The organism is Paenibacillus physcomitrellae (assembly GCF_002240225.1).
GTDB lineage: Bacteria > Bacillota > Bacilli > Paenibacillales > Paenibacillaceae > Fontibacillus > Fontibacillus physcomitrellae.
Genome location: NZ_CP022584.1, coordinates 755,689 through 774,399, shown reverse-complemented (window position 1 = coordinate 774,399; position 18,711 = coordinate 755,689). Strand labels below are relative to the sequence as shown.

18 protein-coding genes are annotated in these 18,711 nt (G+C 44.2%); 6 read left to right on the top strand and 12 right to left on the bottom strand.

Annotation, left to right across the window (positions count from 1 at the left end; genetic code table 11):
• The first annotated feature begins 99 nt into the window (after positions 1-99).
• Entirely contained in the window at positions 100-492 is a 393-nt protein-coding gene (locus CBE73_RS03510) for a MerR family transcriptional regulator (protein WP_094093022.1), read from the top strand.
• A 367-nt stretch (positions 493-859) separates the two neighbouring features.
• Here the strand turns inward: CBE73_RS03510 and CBE73_RS03505 are convergent, their stop codons facing one another.
• The gene (locus CBE73_RS03505) at positions 860-1,612 is read right to left on the bottom strand and encodes an SDR family oxidoreductase (RefSeq protein ID WP_094093021.1); all 753 of its coding nucleotides are present in this window, start codon (positions 1,610-1,612) and stop codon (positions 860-862) included.
• Positions 1,613-1,807: 195 nt separating this feature from the next.
• Here CBE73_RS03505 and CBE73_RS03500 point away from each other — a divergent pair, with 195 nt between their 5' ends.
• Complete coding sequence (locus CBE73_RS03500) at positions 1,808-2,656, top strand: AraC family transcriptional regulator (RefSeq protein ID WP_244905522.1); 849 nt, start codon at positions 1,808-1,810, stop codon at positions 2,654-2,656.
• 458 nt (positions 2,657-3,114) lie between these two features.
• Here CBE73_RS03500 and CBE73_RS22345 read toward each other — a convergent pair whose 3' ends face one another.
• Together CBE73_RS22345 and CBE73_RS03490 are read right to left on the bottom strand one after the other, a co-directional pair.
• Entirely contained in the window at positions 3,115-3,756 is a 642-nt protein-coding gene (locus tag CBE73_RS22345; RefSeq protein ID WP_244905521.1) for a hypothetical protein, read from the bottom strand.
• A 95-nt stretch (positions 3,757-3,851) separates the two neighbouring features.
• On the bottom strand, positions 3,852-4,697 hold the full coding sequence (locus CBE73_RS03490; RefSeq protein ID WP_094096115.1) for an SDR family oxidoreductase: 846 nt from the start codon (positions 4,695-4,697) through the stop codon (positions 3,852-3,854).
• 94 nt (positions 4,698-4,791) lie between these two features.
• Between CBE73_RS03490 and CBE73_RS03485 the strand changes: the two genes are divergently transcribed.
• Both CBE73_RS03485 and CBE73_RS03480 read left to right on the top strand, forming a co-directional pair.
• Positions 4,792-5,211, top strand: coding sequence for a MerR family transcriptional regulator (locus CBE73_RS03485; RefSeq protein ID WP_094093019.1), 420 nt, complete (start codon positions 4,792-4,794; stop codon positions 5,209-5,211).
• 158 nt (positions 5,212-5,369) lie between these two features.
• Positions 5,370-5,777 (top strand): DUF998 domain-containing protein, encoded by a 408-nt coding sequence (locus CBE73_RS03480; RefSeq protein WP_174704653.1) that lies wholly within the window; start codon positions 5,370-5,372, stop codon positions 5,775-5,777.
• 158 nt (positions 5,778-5,935) lie between these two features.
• Here the strand turns inward: CBE73_RS03480 and CBE73_RS03475 are convergent, their stop codons facing one another.
• From CBE73_RS03475 to CBE73_RS03445, 7 genes are all read right to left on the bottom strand, one after another.
• Positions 5,936-6,676, bottom strand: coding sequence for a phosphotransferase family protein (locus CBE73_RS03475; RefSeq protein ID WP_094093017.1), 741 nt, complete (start codon positions 6,674-6,676; stop codon positions 5,936-5,938).
• 147 nt (positions 6,677-6,823) lie between these two features.
• A protein-coding gene (locus tag CBE73_RS03470) for an IS3 family transposase (RefSeq protein WP_094093016.1) occupies positions 6,824-7,947 on the bottom strand; the annotation gives its coding sequence in 2 pieces (ribosomal slippage) (positions 6,824-7,701 and positions 7,701-7,947; 1,125 coding nt in all).
• Between the two features lie 326 nt (positions 7,948-8,273).
• Complete coding sequence (locus CBE73_RS03465; RefSeq protein WP_244905520.1) at positions 8,274-8,474, bottom strand: aldo/keto reductase; 201 nt, start codon at positions 8,472-8,474, stop codon at positions 8,274-8,276.
• A 245-nt stretch (positions 8,475-8,719) separates the two neighbouring features.
• The gene (hemG, locus tag CBE73_RS03460) at positions 8,720-10,147 is read right to left on the bottom strand and encodes a protoporphyrinogen oxidase (protein ID WP_094093015.1); all 1,428 of its coding nucleotides are present in this window, start codon (positions 10,145-10,147) and stop codon (positions 8,720-8,722) included.
• Between the two features lie 186 nt (positions 10,148-10,333).
• Positions 10,334-10,465, bottom strand: coding sequence for a stalk domain-containing protein (locus CBE73_RS22630; protein WP_094096114.1), 132 nt, complete (start codon positions 10,463-10,465; stop codon positions 10,334-10,336).
• Positions 10,466-11,825: 1,360 nt separating this feature from the next.
• The gene (locus tag CBE73_RS03450) at positions 11,826-13,394 is read right to left on the bottom strand and encodes an amidase (protein ID WP_094096113.1); all 1,569 of its coding nucleotides are present in this window, start codon (positions 13,392-13,394) and stop codon (positions 11,826-11,828) included.
• Positions 13,395-13,778: 384 nt separating this feature from the next.
• The gene (locus tag CBE73_RS03445; protein ID WP_094093014.1) at positions 13,779-14,558 is read right to left on the bottom strand and encodes a nuclear transport factor 2 family protein; all 780 of its coding nucleotides are present in this window, start codon (positions 14,556-14,558) and stop codon (positions 13,779-13,781) included.
• 190 nt (positions 14,559-14,748) lie between these two features.
• Here CBE73_RS03445 and CBE73_RS03440 point away from each other — a divergent pair, with 190 nt between their 5' ends.
• Complete coding sequence (locus tag CBE73_RS03440; protein WP_094093013.1) at positions 14,749-15,354, top strand: TetR/AcrR family transcriptional regulator; 606 nt, start codon at positions 14,749-14,751, stop codon at positions 15,352-15,354.
• A 51-nt stretch (positions 15,355-15,405) separates the two neighbouring features.
• Here the strand turns inward: CBE73_RS03440 and CBE73_RS03435 are convergent, their stop codons facing one another.
• Positions 15,406-16,638, bottom strand: a complete 1,233-nt coding sequence (locus CBE73_RS03435) for a MalY/PatB family protein (protein WP_094093012.1) — start codon at positions 16,636-16,638, stop codon at positions 15,406-15,408.
• Positions 16,639-16,874: 236 nt separating this feature from the next.
• Here CBE73_RS03435 and CBE73_RS03430 point away from each other — a divergent pair, with 236 nt between their 5' ends.
• The gene (locus CBE73_RS03430; protein ID WP_094093011.1) at positions 16,875-17,585 is read left to right on the top strand and encodes a helix-turn-helix domain-containing protein; all 711 of its coding nucleotides are present in this window, start codon (positions 16,875-16,877) and stop codon (positions 17,583-17,585) included.
• A gap of 773 nt (positions 17,586-18,358) precedes the next feature.
• On the opposite strand, the gene CBE73_RS03425 is transcribed toward CBE73_RS03430, so the two are convergent.
• On the bottom strand, positions 18,359-18,637 hold the full coding sequence (locus CBE73_RS03425) for a hypothetical protein (RefSeq protein WP_094093010.1): 279 nt from the start codon (positions 18,635-18,637) through the stop codon (positions 18,359-18,361).
• Positions 18,638-18,711: the final 74 nt, after the last annotated feature.

Sequence of the window (18,711 nt, the reverse complement as noted above, 5' to 3'; positions counted from 1 at the left end):
ATCGACTATTATGCCAATAGGTTTGACAAGGTTCCATTAGACCTCTAAAGTATAAACTGTAAAGTATACTTGAAGGTCAAGCCTTACGCGGGAGGAAGTATGAAAATTCATGTGCTGGCACAGAAGACCGGGTTAAATCCGCCGACCATTCGTTATTACGAGAAGGAAGGATTGCTGGATAGACGCCACGTTGAGCGCAGGGACAATAATTATCGTGAATATACCGAGGAAGCGGTCGAACACCTTTTACTAATCAAAAGGTTTCAGGCTGCGGGTTTTACGATAAGGGAAATCAAAGTTATTTTGAAGGAAGAAGACGGGAACAAACTTGAGCTCTCCCGGGCCGTTGAATTTTTGCAGAAGAAGATGAAGGAAATGGACCGTAGAAAAAGAGAACTAGAACAATCGCAGTCTCTTCTTGCCCGGATGCTAAACAACAAATTGGCGCTGCTGGCGAAGAAGGGAACCGAAGATGGGAACAGCAGTAAATAAACCGTTGCCGTAACTCGTTTTGACGCTAAAAACTACATATGTGAGGAGAATTGTGTCACAAAATTATGATCATTCTCCCCTTCTTAAAGCTACAACAAGAACTTGACCCTTTTGCCGAGAAGTTCTATAAATAAAACAAAATCCCACCGTTTATTATTGATGGGATTTAATAATTATAGTATTAGTCTGGCATACATCATTAACATTAGCTTACCTCTACTCGCTTACTGGCGTCAGAGTCGTCGCTTCGCTTTCAAGAATATCGGTAAGTGTCAGGGGCATTTATCGATTTACTTCAATACAAGACAAGCGTGAACGGATCAAAGTCTCACTACATAAGATCCCTTGTGGAGTCCTGCAATTCTCGTTATCCTTGCGCTGTGGGGCGAACCACTATTTCACTGACATCCACGTCATTGGGCTGCTCAATTGCGAACGCAATGGCTTTAGCGATAGAGCTGGGAGATAACCCAATGTTCTGATAAGCTTCGAGTTTGGCTTTCATCTCTAGGTCCTTTATGGCTTCCAGGGCATCCGAATGTGTGGATCCAAGCGTGTTTGTGAACCCGGGTGAAACAATCGTTACGCGAAGTTTATGGCCGGCTTCTTGACGCAGACCCTCTGAAATCGCACGAACGGCAAGCTTTGTCCCTGCATAAACCGACATATTAGGCAGAATACGATAGGCTGCTGTGGAAGCAATGTTAATAAAATGTCCTGAGCCCTGATTCCGAAAGGTGGGTAGTGCCGCTGCTATCCCATATAGAACTCCTTTAATGTTGATGTCGATCATCTCTTCCCAGTCCTTAACCCGCAGATCGTCAAAGGGAGACATGGGCATAAATCCTGCATTGTTGATAAGAACATCAAGCTTACCAAATTTCTCGTGTGCCAATTGGACAAGGTTCGAAAGGTCTTCGGAACGCTTCACGTCTGTAACTAGATAAGCTGCCTTACCGCCAGACTTCTCAATGCGGTTAGCAATAGCTTCAAGCTGATCCAATCGGCGCGCGCCAAGGACAACTTGAGCCCCTTTCTCGGCAAGCAGCATTGCAGTTGCTTCACCGATCCCGCCACTTGCCCCTGTAATTACGATTACTTTATCTTTTATTCCGGGCATAATCACCACTTCTTTCTTCTACAATATATTTTTCTTACACCTTTCATTTTAAGAAAAGCAGGGGTTCAACCGGTAGACAATTCATGCCCTTGCCTTGCCTAATCCCGCCAGATAAGTATAATGGGTTTAACTGATTTGAATAAAAGAGGTTGGTGCACAAACTTGAAAGAGCTTATTTCTGAGTTAGCCCGGTACATGGATCGTCATACACCGATGGATGGCGTACACAGCATGGCAATTCCTGAACTTTATTTCAGGCGTCAATCTCATCAGTCAGGGCCAGTGTACAGCAACAGCCATCCTTCCGTATACATCATTGTCCAAGGAGCAAAAACAGTTGAATTAGCCGAGGAAAGATATCATGTTGATCCAGGGAGCTATTTGGTCTCTCCGGTTCATCTGCCTGTTATCGGACAAATTACCAAAGCATCGCAAAGCCATCCGTACTTAAGTTTGCAGTTGACCTTGCATCCGGAAATCCTTCTCGATGTATCCAAAACATCCAGTCCTCCGAAGAAGGTAACGAGTGAACGAGGAATCCTGCTAAATCCGTCTACCCCTGAATTGCTCAAAGCAGTTTTGCGCCTTGTAGAACTTCTGGAGACTCCCTCTGATATTGAGGTGCTGGCTCCCTTGATTATTAAGGAGATATTTTATAGGGTCCTTCAAGGCGAAAATGGAGAACTGCTGAGGCAATTTGCCATAATCGGAAGCTATTCCCACTGTATTTCGAAAGCTATTGAATGGATCAACCATCATTATGCCGAGCCTTTGATCATTGAAGATTTGGCTAAGACGGTTAAGATGAGTCCGCGGACCTTGCATAGACATTTCAAGAAAGTGACGGCCATGAGTCCGATTCAATATCAAAAGACGATTCGCTTGCAAACAGCAAGACGACTGCTGCTCACGGAAAATCTGGATGCGGCTAACGCCGGATTTCATGTTGGGTATGAAAGTCCTTCGCAATTTAATCGTGAATACGCCCGCTTATTTGGACGTCCCCCGATAAGAGACATTAATGATCTGCGTAATTTTTCCTAAAAAAATCCTTCTTCCTCTAGTTCCCATCGAATATTGAAAAAGCCCACTAACCTTAACATAGGTTGGTGGGCGTTAGGAAAGGAAGCTAATTTCTGTTTTACTACCCTTTATAATTCTTCAGCGTGAGCCTGAATAAGTCTAACCAAACAGATGGAATTAAAAGAGCTATCACCTCCCTCCTTTATAGTTACTTCTCGATCGCGCCTTAACAAAGAAGTAATTTAACACACCCAGCTAGTAGAAAACCGCCTTCCTATGAAGGCGGTTCTTTTCGTTAGCTTATCCTTAGTTATTCTTGGCCTGTTTCATCCCAAAACTTTCTTTCAACCGGTACGGCCAACACAGCCTATCCAGGAGCGAAGCTGCTTTTTCATATAAGCGCTCTGCTTATTTTGACCCTGCTATCTTAGCTTTCTTATACTTTTGAGTCCTTTCATCCTCAATCGGTCCGTCCCAATTCATCCCATAAGGGAAGTCGTAGGCATGGCCTGCTGTATCCTTATAACACTGTATATCGTGTGCCACATCTTCGAATTGCTGCTCCACCGTCCGCATATTGGCCGGCATTTGGAAAGGGAGTAATCCGGCAGGTTCTGCTTTCCCGCTAATGATATCCAGCAGGGCTTGATCCTGTATACCCCAAGGTTTACAAGAAGACCCTCCATCTGGCTTTCAAACTCTGCAACAACGACAGGGTTAGACAAGAGCAGGGACACGATAACTGGTTTATCTTTCATGAGTTCCTTTGTATCCAAAATCAAATCCAAGTCGCATTCGTTAGTTGTCCTAACTGTCTTTCCCTTATAAGAGCGATCGCCTGCTATACTTTGTTCTCTTGCAAACTCAGCTTGATAAGGACGATATTGCAGGCTAATTGGGACAAAGCCATTTTCTCCGCTCGCCGCATCCTCATGACTGTATCCAATGCCAGAGTCCGGCCCGGATACAAAAATAAGAACACAATCGGATTCTTCCGGATTTTCAGTAACATGGTAATATTTCTTGACAAGATCCATATTTACTGGATAGTCCAGACGCGCAGGGATTACGCTGCCAAACCAATCTTTTTTTTCCGGATAAAGCCGTTTAGGGACATACACCGTTGTTTGCGGTTTTATAGGCAGTACTTGAGAATGTAATTATATGGAGGTATCCCAACCCGCCATTTAAGGACGTGGGTACACCCTCCATTTTTTTATGCAAAATAATGCCCTTCTTCGAGATCGGCGATCAGCCCGGACTGCATCGGTTTCCAGCCCAGAAGCTCCCGTGTTTCCAGACTCGCTTGCTTAGCGTTGTACAAACTTGTGATATCAAATGCCGCTATGGTGCCAAGAAAGCCGAAATGGGCGGCCGCTTCTTCAGGCGTGATGCCGACCGTTGGTACTTTCAATTGACGCCCAATGACCGCAGCGATCTCATGGAACGGAATGCCTTCATCGCCGGCGCCTAGCAGCCTCGAGCCCGCCGGGGCGGATTCCAGCGCCAAACGGTACAGAACCGCCGCATCCAGACGGTGAACTGCCGGCCAGCGATTCATTCCGTCGCCGATGTAGGCTGCGAAGCCCTTCGCCCGGGCGATGCTGATCATCATAGGCACAAAGCCCTTATCGCCTTCGCCGTGCACGGACGGCGCAAGCGAGACGATTGATGCCCTAACGCCCTGCTCTGCCTTTGCAAGCACTGCTTGATCCACGGTATGTCCATTTGCGTGAGCCGTCGTAATAAACGGCTTCCCGGAGCCTTCCAGCGCTGCTCCCATGACTTCAACAGCCCGCAAATCTAGATCCAGCGCACCTTCAAAGTTGGAAAAATCGTTGGTGAACGCCAAATGAATCACGCCATCCGCAGCCGCGGCGGCTCTACCCAGCGTATCGAGATCGTCCAGCGTACCGTACACGGCTTCGGCTCCCGCAGCCTTTAGTCCCGCGGCTTTCTCTTCTGAACGGCAGAGACCCGATACGGTATGTCCCGCGCCGATCAATTCCCGGACGACAGCAGACCCGACGTACCCTGTTGCTCCTGTTACAAAAACCTTCATCATGATTATCCTCCTTCATGTGTTGACTGCTTGAACATGCTAAGCATAAACTATGAAGTGAACTCTATAGCAAGCTGTCCAAGGAGAAATGAGTATGAAAATTCAGGAATTGGCGGACAAGATGGGATTAACGATCCATACGATCCGTTATTACGAAAAGGAAGGTTTGCTGGATGATCGGCATGTCCGGCGGGAAAGCAACAATTATCGTAACTATTCGGAAGAGGCTCTCGAGCGGTTAAAGCTCATTAAGAAGTTCCAGTCTATCGGCTGTTCGCTTGCTGAACTGAAGGAAGTTTTAAGGGATCACGATGCCAACACCCAAACGAACCGTCAGATTATCGATTGGATTCGCAACAAGAAGAAGGAGATCGAGAGCAAAAAGGAAGAGTACGACCAAATGCTGGGCACCCTTAACAAGATGCTGGAATATCGGACTTTGCTTATGGACGATCCCAATCAAGCACAAGAGATGCTAAAGTCTTGGCATGCCGACTCATCCAAAACACCTTGACTCTGCCCTATAGTTCAGGCTTTAAGATAACCTGGTACTACAGAAACACATTAATGTATCGGGGGGAATGACAATGAACCAATTGAATCAGATAAAGCTGAATACAGGGGCCTTCCTCTTCATGATACCGCACAATTCATTCACCACTATCCCCTACCATGAATTTCGCATTTATTTCCCACGGGGTTTTGTTCGTTTTGGCGTATAGTATGATCAGGTCTTTACTGTCGGCGAACAAACACCGAATAGGGATGACTTTAGCAGTTGTTCATGGTTTGGGAATTTTGTTAGTGGGTCTTTTCCATGGATATGAATACTCAGGGGCAGCCTATCATGCACTAGGTGCTGTAATGGCAATAATCGGCTGTAATCTGGTCTTGATTGTGACAGGGGCATTAGCCCGAAAGAACTTTTCGCCGGATTGGCTTACTGCCTACAGCATGCTCTTTGGAAATATCGGGATAATAAGCGCCTTCTTAACGCTGTTTTACAATTTTGATTATCCGGCAGTAGTTGAACGAATCCCGATTACTCAGCAGGCTGCGCAAATAAATTTTTTCCGGTAATAATCAGGATTAAATCCTCGACATCAACAGGACCGGTTAACATGTGCAACAACTGGCAATCACACCAACCAAGCAGGCACTGCCGTACCGAATCTTTAACTTGGAAAACTCAGAATCAGAATGCCGGGCAGCCCCTGCTGATCAAATTACCTATAAATTCAATTGAACTCATTAGGACATTCCCCTTTTCTAGCGGCAGCAATTACAGTAATGTAATCTTGTATCATCTCTCGGGTAACGCTCATTTCGATAAGATATAAGTCGGCCAGTGTTTTTTTAAGTTGCAGCAGCGTTTCTTTATCATCTGCATCTGCTGGAACCGGTGTGTATTGCACTAAATAAACAGTTCTTGCAACATCATATAAAAAATCTCCACGGCACACATTCATAAAGTCTATTACAGTGGTTTGCCCATTTAATAGTAATATATTGCCGGGATAAAAATCACCATGGCAAAGTGTATCTCCTTCTTTTAATCTACTCAAAATATCTAATACTCTTTCCTGTTCCTCTTTGTTAAGCGATGACGCGTTTAATATATTAGATTTCAAAAATTCCTTACTATCCGGTACATGGTTAACTTTGTTCAGAACGATTGACTTATGTAGACTAGCCATGTATACTGCACATCCCTGGAGGTCACCGGTTTTCAATACCCAATCCAGCAGGGTTTCACCCTCCACTCTGTCATATATAATGCCGGTTTGCTCTTCATAATAAATCATTTCGTATGCCTTTGGTTTTGCAAAATTCATAAGATTGATTGCCTTCGCATTAAGAAACTCTCTCTCTACAGCCATAGTAGGATAGCCTTTAACGAAAAGCTTAAGCACTTTACCTTCTTCCCACTCATATACAGTTGCTGTATTTCCTTTACCTATTATTTTCTCATCTTGCATTTCTCCCCCACCTTTTTAAAAGATAGCTTAATGAAGCGCCGCCAGTCTAATACTTTATTCTCTTTGAACACTCTACATAACACATGACTTTTGGACTCATCTAACTACTCACCTTTTACATCGGCTGATTGGACTGTCAACAGTAAATCAGACAACTTTTTTAAGGGCTGTAGTTTTGTACTGAACGGGTGTCATGTAACCTAGTGAGCCATGAACTCTATGTCTGTTGAACCAATTCACATAGTCATATAATTCTACGTTTAGATGGTGAAGACTTTGGAAATGCATCTGGTTAATGAATTCGGTTTTCATTACTTTGTAGGTCGCTTCAGCAACGGCGTTGTCGTAAGGACAGCCCTTCATGCTTAACGAGCGACCAATGTTAAAAGTCCTTAACAGCGCATCAATATTCTGGTTTTTAAACTCACTTCCACGGTCCGTGTGGAACCACTGAATGTCGCTTAAGTCGCCTTCTACTGTGGCAAAGGCACGGGAAATTAGAGCAGCGTCCTTACGTGGACCTGCACTGTGGCCAATGATTTCTCTGTTAAATAAGTCGATCAATACGCAAATATAATGCCACTTGTGCTGGACTTTCACATACGTCAGATCGCTGACGACAAAGCGTTTCGCTTCCTTTTGGTCAAACTCACGCTTCAATACATTAGCTGTTTCTGCATCGTTACAAGCCGTTTTATGCGGCTTATACTGGGCGATTGTGTATGTGGACACAAGGCCTTGCTCTTTCATAATCCGTCCAATTCGGCGCCTGGAAACGATGTATCCTTGCTCCTGAAGTTTCGTTTTAATCTTCCGTGTTCCGTAGGCTTTGCGGTTGCTCTGGAAAATCTCGACGATAGTCTCCGTAAGGATACTTTCATCTTCGTTTTCTTTATCAATCGCTTCATAGTAAAAAGTGCTTTTCGCGATTTGTAGGACTTTGCACATTGCTGATACCGAGTATTTATCACGATTTTGCTTTATGATCTTTACTTTCGTCCCATGATCAGCGCGGCTTGCTTTAAAATGTCATTCTCCATTCGAAGCTGCTTAAGTTCTTTGCGAAGAGCAATAAGTTCGTTTTCTTCTGCCGTTCGGTTATCCTTTTCAGCGAAGGAACCCGAGGTGTTCGCTTGTTTAATCCAGCGATCTAGAGCAGATGGGCTTAGCTCATACTCTTTCACAATAGCCGCTCTTGATTTCCCGTTTTCATATAACTGAACCATTTGTCTCTTAAATTCTGCTGTAAATGTACGTCTTTCTTTTGGCATAGTAGATCCGCTCCTAATTGTGATTGTTTCATTCTACTAGCCCCTAATTTTTCTGTCCAACTAAGTGTAGCCGATCCAGATTCTACTCCAGAGCATCAAATATAGCACCATAGAAACAAATCGAAGATGATTTTTGTCCCTAGCTCAGGACAAATGCCATACATTATATTCTTCGTTTTTGCAGATGCAAAACGCGGTTTCAGATTTTGAAAAACTTCAGGTGTTGAGAAATGAGTTTTAGACTGCATGGCTGCAAATCTCCTGAGACAATATCCAATCGCAAAGGGTCCACGGAACCCGTGGCCCCTGCTTCTTCTGATTATAGTCTAGCCGCCCAGCAGCGTCATCTGTTCTTTCATATAACGCGTGCCGTGTACGACATTCTTGGGGCTGACCTGATCGATTCGTTCGAGGTCCTCCTTCGTGAGAAGGATATCAGCCGCGGCTGCATTTTCCTCCAGGTACTTGATACGCTTCGTACCCGGGATAGGCAGCGCTCCGTTGGCAATCGTCCAGGCAATGGCCAATTGTGAGGGGGGGATAGTTCTTCTCCATCTCCAAGGAGACAACTTCCGAAAGAACACAGAGGTTGTCGACAAGATTAAGGAGATCGCACCGCGGCATCCATCTGTGAAGATCGTAGGAGCCCGCTTAGTAAACTTTGTTCATTTGATTGTTTTTCATCATATTTCCAGATCCGAAACGAAATTTCGCCTATTTTTGATAAGGTCTCTCCTAATTAATCTTCAACTAAATTTGCCCTTTAGCCTGATCAACTATTATCTGATGCCCCTTGCTTACTAGTTGGAGAATAGCCATCCTTCAATAAATCAATGATTTTTCTAGCCGAATCAGCGCCGTTCTTCATGCAGTCCGAGATCCCTACGCCATAATAAGAGCATCCAGCAAGGATCATGCCTGGGAATACATCTGCCATTATGCTTTCAAGTGCATAGACAATTTTCGGATGGGTAATCGAATAAATTGGCATTTGCCCGGACCAGTCGGTGATCTCGTTAACGACAGGTTCGGCGGTAATTCCAAGCCCCTTCTCAATATCGCTAAGCGCCACCTTTAGCAGGTCATCGTGATCCAGATTCTTTATTGAAGCATACGAAGGATGGCTGCTTTTATAAAATAGCCGGACGAGCAAATTTCCGGATTTGGACGTATGCTCCCATTTGCGACTTGTCCATGTGCAGGCGCTGCAGAACAATTCATCGGTTGTCGCGGTAATAAATCCCGTTCCATCGGCGGGGAGCACTGAATCGGGCACGTCAAAGCCGACATATACGCTGATGAGCGAGTTGCTCTTTAATCCCGAGAATTGCTCCGTAAGTCTCGGATCGTCAAGAATCGGTTCTGCTGCCGTATGCGGGATGCTTAGTACAACATAATCCGCTTCGATCATGTCCTGATTGTCTAAGTGCACGCGATACCGGCCATTGTTCTTATTAATCCTGCGGACTTTAGTGTTTAACAACAATTCTTTGGTCAGACTGGCTTGAAAGGCGTCAATAAGCGAGCCCAGACCGTTTTTTAGCGAGAAAAATTTCTTCTCACCAATCCTAAACTTCTGCTTGTTGGCTTCGAGCCCTTTAATAATGCTTCCGTATTGCTCCTTGTAGTCGATCAAGAATGGTAGTGTTGAGGCAATTGTCAACTCGTTCAAATTCCCTGAATAGACCCCGGAAAGGACGGGGGCGATTTGCTTCTCGACTAGTTCACTCCCGAGAAAATACTCCAGAAACGCGCCGACAGAATCGTCCTTCGTAAACGTCTCATTTTTCGTATATAAATCTTTTAGCGCTGCAACTTTGCCTTCTGCCGAGACGAGCGTACTCTTGGCGAGCGACTCCATACTTGCCGGAATGCCGAACACGGCGTCGTCCGGAATCGGCTTCAAATGTCCAGCCGCATATATGAAGGAGCGTCCAGTTGTGTTATAGACCACGTCATCTTCCAAGCCCAGTTCTGCAATCACGTCCATGTCATTCATTTTTCGCGCTACAATAGAATCCGCCCCGGTCTCCATCACGAATTGTTGATGCCTGACGGTTTGAATTTTACCGCCTATCTGTACTGACGCTTCAATTAATAAAAGCCTGACTGCGGCTCCGGTTGCCTCCCTCCATTTGCGAAATTCATGCATAGCCGACAGCCCCGTAATGCCGCCACCGATAACAACAATTGTTTTCAAATGCAACACCTCATCGATTAGTTCCCATTAGTCTAACATATCCATGCAGGTTTCTGGTATTATTGCGGTCACTGTAACCCGAGTTTAAATCGTATGAATTATTCATTCTTACCATCTCTTTTAGAGATTTACCCCATGTGAAGATCTACACCGATTGTCTCGCGTAAGGCGTGTTATTGAGCATTCTTAATGGTGTACTGTCCTGCTGGTCTTGTCCCAGTCGACCTTGATGCCAAACGACTCGCTGATGAGGCGGACGGGAACGAGTTTGGAGAAGCTGGCCGGGCTTTTTGGTGAGGGGCGGGGAAATCCTACAATTTACTGCCATGAGCGGTAAACGTATACCAAGACCCAAATAATTGTTGATCAAAATTTTTTAATTCCTGCTTCCATTCTCAATAGTTAAATCGTGACTGATATAAAGGATTCGTTCTAATCCAATCACGTAATAACCCTAAGCCCAAGTATGGAGGCAAAGACACACTTTCATTAATATTCCTGTATGGTGGACTGGAGTCGTGTTACAGCATGGCTCCTTACTTATTTTTACCTAGTATTGAGGATGTTCACGCCACTAGAAAACTAGGGGAACAATGAACAATTGGAAAAGCTGCTAAAGTAAGTTCATGATCCCAAAACAACATTTCTTGGTTAACGCAATTTTCAGCATGAAGACCCTATCTTATCGTGAAAAGAAGAAGGGTCGAACAAAATGCAAAAACCGCCTGAATCCTAACTACGCTAAGCGGTTTGAACTTGGGCGGTTTTCATTTTGGTCGGCTACATCCCCCACTACACCCTCAACAATATTTTTCGCCGTCTTGTTCCGTTCCTCCAGACAGCCGTATCGCACGCTGCTTTATCTTAGGGTTGCGAATTTGAAAATAAAAATTCAAATATAGAGGGTCCGGAAGGCCGGTTTATCGAAATTCCCGTCACCCAATTGGCATAGAAACTGACTGATGTATAAAGAAAAAATAGTATTAGATGGACGATACTTCGTTAACTTAGCTCATCCTCTAAATCTTACTGAAGACAGATCAAAAATTCCTTTAGAACGAAGCCAGATCATTAAAAAAACAACCGGCATGAAGCAGCCGATTATTCTGCTCGGTATCCCTTGCAAATTTTAATAGTTCATGTGCGGATCTCCCTTAATACAACTCCGAATCGCATGACGGGAATTCAGAGTTGTATTTTTTTAAAACAATGTGAAAAACTGTCATGCATCAGGGTGTTGTTGAGGTTTTAACTACATATGCTTATTATTTAGATGATCATCAATCGGTATTCGGAATAGGTTCTTGTCCCTCTACAGTCCGTCAATGTCGGAGGACAAAAACTTGACCCTATTGCCGAGTAATCCTATAAATAAAAAAATCCCACCGTTTATTAAAGATGGGATTTTATTGAACAAACACTCAATTAAGTCCCGTCTTTTGTCCCCCGTACCTCCGTCCCCTCCTCCATATCATAACTACGTGTGTCTTTGCTTCTAAGCAACGAATCACACCGGGAAAAACGATCATTGCTGTAGATAATTATAAAAATTAACATTTAGCGGTTACAGTCAACACAAAACGGCCTTAGCCCGTGGAATTCAGGACTAAGGCCGCTTAAAGCACATTAATATATGACGTGGAATATGTTCACTATGCTCGTGCTTCGGGTATTTCTGCTACTTCGCCGTCAGAATTGGTGCCTTCCGGTACTTTGTAGCTTGTTCGTAATCATAGGCCATGCCGAGCAGATCGGCTTCGCTCCACATTTTGCCTGTGAAGGCCAGCTCGAACGGTGAGCCGCTCTTATAATAACCTGCAGGAACAGTGACAAGCGGAACACCGGCCAGATTAATCTCTGACACCGTTGTCGCGCCGATGTTGTCTTCACTCGAGAGAAGTGGCGTTTCTTTGTACATTTGTGGAAAAACCAGGGCGTCAAGATCGTATTTATCCATGACATCGTTAATGATCTTTAGTAGTTTTGTGCGGGTATCAATGAAGGCGGAGAGATCTGGGTGTGAATCAGGATTGGGTAGATTGCCGTTGTAACGGTCGAAAATGGATGGAGTTTGACCAGTCTTGGTGATCAGTTCCTGGACATTATGAATAGCAGCACTCGGTCCAAGGTTCTTCAAGTAGTTTTGCATATCGTAAATAACTGAATCGATCCCGTTCGCACCGGTCTTCACTGTCTGGGCAAAGGTCGTACCGGCGAACGGATCGGTTACCACTGTTGCGCCCTGCGCTATTAATTCCTTAACGGCACGATCGTAAAGAAGCTGAGTTTCAGGTGTTAGTTCCTGATCCCTCCATCCTTTGCCGTACAAGCCGATTCGCTTACCCGCCAATTCCTGCGTGTTCAGCTTAGAAGTATAACCGTTGACCGGAATATTGCCGATCGAAGCAACCGTCTTTGCGTCATCGTGCGTGTAGCCTGCGATAACGTCCAGCATGGCTGCCGCATCCTGAACCGTACGGGCATGAGTACCGATGACGTCCCGTGTGCTTCCTCCCAGAGGTACTACTCCCGAGTTTGGAACTAATCCGAAACTTGGTTTGATCCCTACGATATTCTGCGCAGCTGCAGGATTCTGAATGGAACCGCCCGTCTCCTCAGCGATGCCCAGTACGGCAAAGTTCCCCGACACGGACGTTGCCGTCCCACTGCTGCTGCCTCCGGGAACGAGCCTTCTGTCAACGGCGTTGTAGGTATCCCCGTCCCAGCTGGTCGTTGCGCGAGTGCCGGAGGAGCTGAACGCCGGGATGTTCGTTCTGCCCAGAATAATGGCTCCGGCTTCTTTTAGCCGGGTAACAACAGGAGCATCTCTCTCGGGGATGAGCTCGATTCCTCCCTTTTCTTTACTAAGCGGTGCCCAGCCCATCGTCGATGGAAAGCCGGCCATATCCACCGCTTCTTTAATGACAATCGGCACACCAGCCAAGGGACCGAGCTTCTCCCCGCTCGCACGCCGTCGGTCTATCTCACGAGCTTCATCCAACGCCTTCGGGTTCATCACCGTGAATGCATTGTAATTGGGCTCGTATATTTTGATTCGGTCCAGATAGGCTTGCACAACCTCAACCGTCGTATATTTTCCATTCGTATAGCCGTCTTCAAGCTGTTTAAGCGTAATTTCTTCGAACGGGAATGCCTCTGCCGCCGTAGCGGTAGAAGCTGGTATATAAGGGACTAACAAAATGAGGACAAGCAGCATAGCAGCTATGGAGGATAAGTGCCTTTTCATAAATAAGATTGAACGTTGCATCTTAGTATCCAACTCCTCTTTTGAAATTTTTAACACACACAACAATTATGTCATGTATGTTAACGCATTTTTTTTCTGATTTATTCGAGCATCCTCCCTTCTTTACAACAAACATAAAATATGTAAGTTATAATAACGTGATTATACTTAGTTTCTACAATGTCGTAAATGAATTTGTGAGGTTATATAACATGAAAAGATAAGTATAATTGTCTCTATTTTATTTGGGCTACGCGAACAACGCAATAAACAACAAAGAGACGCTCGGGTATCCCGGCGTCTGGAGTCGGCAGAAGTAATTCTCTCTTTAAAAACGATAAGTCTGCTTAGGTCAATCTCTTGTCCTCTGACCTATCAAGCAATTCAGAATCTGCTGTTCGAATTTTTTCGTTTCTCTACCGGTAATATGGCCTCGATGACGTCCCAATGCTCAGCGATCTTTTCGTTCTCTACACGAAACAGATCGTAGAAAGCCGTTTCTTGGCCATCCAATAGACCTTCACTCACCGCAAGCACGAAATCACCTTGCCCAATCACTTTATGGAGATGAGTATATTCGAAGGTTATGTTTTTCTCCTTTAGGGCCTGCAATGCAGCGTGGAGACCGGACAGGCCGTCTGCAATATGCGGACTGTGCTGAATGTAATGATCCCCATCAAAATAAGAGGCCAGCAGGCTTGGGTTCTTCCCAAGAAGGATGTTTTCAACATAACTTTTGACAAATTGTTTGTTAGTATCCGTTTTGTCGATATCCTTTATCGTAACGGGCCCATCAATCATCGTGTGATTGCTGGGTGTCTTTCCTTCCATCACTTGCATGTTGTCCCAGTGCTCCACAATCAAGCCATCCTCAAATCGGAAAATATCAATAATGATTTTGGGGCCAAAAAACTCATATACGGAATGAAGAACTACATAATCTCCATCAACAAAAGCACGTTTAATGCTTACCTTCGTACCCATTTGCTTTAAATGATCAAGTGCACCAAGCATGGCTGCTCGACCATCGGATAAGCTTTGGTTATGCTGAATATATTGATTTGGATTTACGTAAGCCGTAATCGCTTCGGGGTTTCCGCTCTCGAAACTTTCCAGCACATCGACCGCCTTAAGAACTAGCTCATTTTGATTTTCTGCTATCATTTGGTTATCCTCCCTGATTTTTTAATCACCTGATAAATAATGAATATCTGTTGTTTATTTATCTACCGCTCATTATAATAAAGGCTATTATTCCACTCAATATTCAATAATTTTTGTTTTGAAGGATAACAGACAATTTATCGAATTTTGTCGTATAACGACTTAAAATAAACTTAGGAGGATCAAAAAAATGCACAAAAAGACCGACCTGAGAATACTGCGCACGAAACAATCCATTCGAAGGGCATTTTATGAGCTTATCCAGGAAAAGGGATATGAAGCGATAACCATCCAGGATATTGCCGATCGGGCCATAATCAACCGAAACACTTTTTATCTTCATTATCAAAATAAGCCTGATTTATTGGAAACATGTATAAATGAATTATTAAGCGAACTAAAGGAGGCCGTCGTTCTTTGTCCCGTCAGCACGAATCCCTTCAGTATTTCTATCCTTGAAACGGTCATGACAACTGTGCTGGAACATATCTCAAGCCACAAGACCTTTTACTACGCCATGTTAATTGAAGAGAACAGAATCTATCAGTTTCGAACAAAAATGGAGAACATCATAAAAGATAAATTAAACGAGGGATGGAATACGGACAAGGTAAATGCTCCTTTAGAGATATCCAAGGAATTGCTGCTCGAATATCTCGTATCGGCTTTTATGGGGATAGTCATTTGGTGGATTAGAAACGATCAGCCTCTTTCTGTGGAAGAAGCTTCATCACAGTTTAGTAGAATTATTACCTATGGGCATTTGAAAGCTGCGGGGGGCCGTGTCGAGGATTAAATGAGTAAGGCATGTAAAAAGCCGAACACCACGCAATTCCGATTTAACGGTTTAAGTCGCAGCTGCCGTCCCCGCTAAGGACGGATCCCGATAGCTGTTCAGGAATGCAGCAATTCGCTGCAGCCCCTCCTTCAAAACCGCTCGCGGGCATGCCAGATTGAGACGGATATACCCCTGGCCGTTATCCACGAACATGCTTCCATCCTCCAGAAGCACACCTGCGTGGGCAGCGAACAGACCTGTCAGGTCTTCCTCTCCCGGAATGTAGCTGCTAATATTGATCCATGCCAGATAAGTCGCTTCGGGAATCTTAAATTGGGCTTCAGGCAGGTATTGACTTAAAAACGCATCCGTAAACTTGAAGTTTCCGTCCAGATACTGCAATAATTCCTGATGCCATTGCTGCCCGTGCTCATAGGCTGCCTGAGTGGCCGCAATGCTCAATGGATTTTTGAAGGAATAGTGACGACGGAGCCATAATTCCCGAAGCTCCTGGTTAGGAATAATAACATTGGAGAACATCAGCCCCGCCATGTTAAACGTTTTGCTGGGGGCCATACAGGTGACGATTCGATCTGATTGCGGGAACAATTTGGCAAATGGGGTATGAGAAAGACCACTCCGGAGCAAGTCGCAATGGATTTCGTCTGAGATGATCCACACATGGTTTCTTAGACAAATTTCGCCAACCCTCCGCAGCTCCTCTTCTTTCCAGAGCCGGCCCGTTGGATTATGTGGATTACAGAAGATACATAAGACGACCTTCGGATCCTTTGCTTTGGCTTCAAGATCGTCATAGTTTATCGTATAATGCCCGTTTTCATTTTTGAGCTTTGAACAGACCAGTTCCAAATGATTGAATTCCACAGCGGATTTAAAAAAGGCATAAGAAGGCGTTACAATCAGCACTTTTTCATCCGGTTTGCAAATATACTCACATAACTCATACAGGGCCGGGATAATGCCAGGAGAGGTTACCAAATATTCTTTGGGGAAAGTCCAATCATACATACGTTCCGTCCAATTCGATAGGGCCACATAATAATTAGGATCAAATACTTGGCTATAGCCGAAGATGCGCTGATCAAGCCTCGTCCTAATCGCCTCAATAATTTCAGGTGGAGTCGCAAAATCCATATCCGCAATCCACATGCGTATCCATTCGTCATCCTTGTAAGCAAAACTCAAGTTCTCTCTCCCTTTGAACATGAATTCACGAAAGCCGTCCGTATTCATAGAGTTCGTATTTTTGCGATCAATGATTTCGTCAAAATTATACTTCATCACGTCGATCCTCTCTTTCTCGCACGATATTCAAGTGTTTCTTGTTTGTATTATTTCACATGATAAGCACCCCGCTCAAAACGGCCGTATTCTCGTCATATGAAACATTTCTATCCCTTTGTTTCGTAATAAGAAATTTTTAAAGGGATTTGTGCTATATTCATTACAAACACAGTCGAATTCACCTGTTATCACCGCTTTGTTTATTCCTAAGAAACATCCGAAGGAGAGATCACGTGACATCTTTAATCAGCCGGGAAGTAGGTAAAAAAATCAGAAGCATACGCAAATATAAGGGGATATCCGTGGAAGAACTGGGGAAGATCATTTATAAAAGCAAAGCCACAGTTTCCAAATATGAAACCGGAGATATCGCCATGGATATCGATACGCTATATGCCATAGCGCTTGCATTAAACGTACAGGTAGAGCAATTATTGTATTCCGAGCCTATCAAACCGTCGCCATTATTGGAGAACATGCCCAACACCTTTTTCAAAAATTCCAACCGCTTCTACTCCTATTTTTACGATGGCAGAATCAACAAACTGATCCGATGCGTCGTTGATATTTTTCCTCAAACCCAGGATGCCGGCTATAAGACCATGTTATATATGAACGTTCGCGATTTTGATCAATACTGGCAATGTGAAAATTCATATGCAGGCCATACCGAGCATTATGACACGCTAACAACCCTGATTTTAACGAACCAAGCTACACCCTTGGAGAAATTGACGATCAACATTCTGGCCTCTTTTCTTGAATCGGAACAAAAATGGGGATTGATGTCTGGAGTTTCTTTCCGTCCCTTTATGCCAATCGCTCTCAAAATGTTGTTCTCCAGATGTCCGTTAACCGAAAATCAGGAACTCATCAATGAACTCAAAATATCCAGGGACGACATACGGAGAATGAAAATGTACAACATGTTTGCGATAACTTGAGGAATTCAAATTAAAAAAGGCCGGGTTCGAATTAGCTCGACCCTATCCAATAAATGGAATCTTGAAGTTCTGAATCTCCGACTCCAAGTAAGGGCTCCATCCCTCTTGGCGGGAAATTTCTTTGTTTTGATGAATATTTGGATAAAGTACCGCATCCATATAAATATCCATCAGGTTTTGGAGATCTTTTTCATTCTGGCAGGCGCCAGGGGAGATCGTTTTCAGTACATATATGATCCAATCTGATGCACTTCCCCAAGTTCCGGATAGTGATAAAAAATCTCCCTTCCCCTACATCATAGTTCATCTGTTTATCTATATACGCTTCGTAACGCTAATGCTTGTAGGTCACGGAAACGCCGCCTAGCAGCTCATACCCTTCCGCGCCAGGATGCAGACCGTCCGTCAGAAAGGCTAACATTTGTCGGCAACAAACCCTGTTTGGTGGGGACCCGCCCTCCTTTCATTAAAAGAGATCACTGTCGAGATAAATTATAATCCCCGACCAACAAGAAAGGAGTGGGGCGGGCCCACTCTCTAGGGATAAATTTCAACTGTTCTCCATGAATGGCCGACGGTAGAGGATTTGGCGTTGACCATTCATCCCCACCCAACCCTCGGCGAAGTGATTATGGAGGCCACAGAACAAGCCAGCCGGAAACTGGAAAAGACATTTTAACCTGTCTTTCTGCTTAGGCGCAGACACACCTAATCACTTCAGACCATTTGTTCAATACTAGAACGGGGCTGGTCAATCCGTACCTCATTGATTTTCATGTTCTATCTTCCGATTTCAATTTATCAATGTAGGCTTTGGCTTCTAATAAGGAAAGACCTAAAAATTCTCTTGTCTTTTTAATTGCTTTTACGTCTTCTCCCTCATTTATTAACTTACGGAGGTCTTCGTTTATTGGTAATTCAGGTAGCTCCGATTGTTGGGTTAACTGGTTTATAATATATTGCATGCCTTTTATGCGGCCTTCCAGCTGACCTACCTTGGTAAATAAATGGATAATGATAAGCAAAAATATAAGTATAAGAATGTATGTCACTTACTCATAACCTCCAAAATCTATAATTTATTTCTTTAACATCTAAAATAAATATACATAAAGAAGGCTGTCCG